Annotated in this window: 1 protein-coding gene; it reads right to left on the bottom strand. The window is 58.6% G+C overall.

The genetic code is table 11. The features are described 5' to 3' along the window. Window positions 1-113 precede the first annotated feature (113 nt). A complete protein-coding gene (locus V6C16_RS13365; protein WP_333543449.1) occupies window positions 114-725 on the bottom strand; it encodes a hypothetical protein in 612 nt (203 codons plus the stop codon). Window positions 726-1356 lie beyond the last annotated feature (631 nt).

Raw genomic sequence — 1356 nt, forward strand, 5'->3', positions numbered from 1 at the left:
GAGGTTTTGCGGCTCAGGCAAATGACGGGGCTGGCCGAAGCTTTCGCAGACAGGGAATTTTCCAGGGCCTGGGACTAGATCAGATTAACTTTGAGAATATACATTCTCAAAGTTTAAGGCACGCTCATGATTTTCTTTTCCGGCATGCGGGCGCGCAGATCTCGCGCCTGGCGGGCAAGATTTTCCAGCGCGGGCAGGTTTTCGCCGCCGGAAAAAAACAGCAGATGCTGCTCAAACAGCAACACCGACTCGGAAAGATTCTGCCGGTGTATGATGGCCCCACCGTTCAGGGCCGCTTCAAGGCAAAGCGCCTTGGCTCCGGGAAAGTTTTTGCGCGTCACGGCCACCTGCACGCCGGGGCGTACGGCGTGCGCGCGCTCCAGCATAAACGCGCAACGGCGGGCAATGCCCGACATGTATTCCATAAGAACCTGCGCCGTTTTCCAGCCTTTGTGCAGGGCAGCGGCGCTGCCTTTGGCCGTGAGAAAAACCTGGTCGGCCTGAAGCATATCCCCGTTTGCCGCCTGGCGGGTAACGGAAAGGCCGCAACGCGCCAGAAGCATTTCCGCTTCTTCTGCCCCGCTGATAATGCCGTCCTCGCGGGAGCTGAAAAACATCGCTCCACTTTGCGCGCCGATGCCCAGCATTTCCACTGTCAGATCCGGCCCCGGGCAGTCGTCCGCCAAAAGGCCTTCAATCCAGGATGTTGATTTGAAAATATGCATGAAATCCCGCTTGTTGTTATGCCGTGTATGGCGTTGCCGTACTGTTGCTTTGCCTGTGCCGTCTGCCGGGCGGAGTTCCGCCGGCGCATGGGCGACCTTGCGTGCAAGTGTCACACAGTCACAGGGCGAGCGCAAGGCTGCGGCGTTTCAAGCAGGAATGCCTGATGGGTGGGAGGGGCTGTATTGGCCGGCGACAGCAGAGGATTTTTGTGAACAGGCAGAAAATGTGCTCTATAGAACTCAAATCATGCTTGTACTGTACCCGCATGCAGGGCCGTCACTGAAGCAAGTGTAAAAGGACAGGCACAGACGGAAAAATTTCCGTCTGTGCCTGTTTGGAGCAAATGTCATGCTGTTGCGCTGCTCGTGGCTGCCGCAACGATGCTTTTGAAGCGTACCCCTGCCTGCATCCTCCCGGACGGAATTTTTTCTCCGGGCATGCCGGGCGGCGCATGCTGTTCCCGGCCTTTTCCGTTTCGGCCAGTTCTGGGCTAAGGCCGCTGGCCCGCTGCGGGCCTAGCGTTCATCCGGCGCGTTACGGCCTTTTTTGCCGTATTTTCCGGGAACCTGACGGCGCGCTCCGGGGGCAAAAGGTTTGCGGGGGCGGGGGTAGGCCGGTTTGCCGCTGTCC

Origin of the sequence: Desulfovibrio sp. 1188_IL3213 (genome assembly GCF_036763145.1) — a bacterium.
GTDB lineage: Bacteria > Desulfobacterota > Desulfovibrionia > Desulfovibrionales > Desulfovibrionaceae > Desulfovibrio.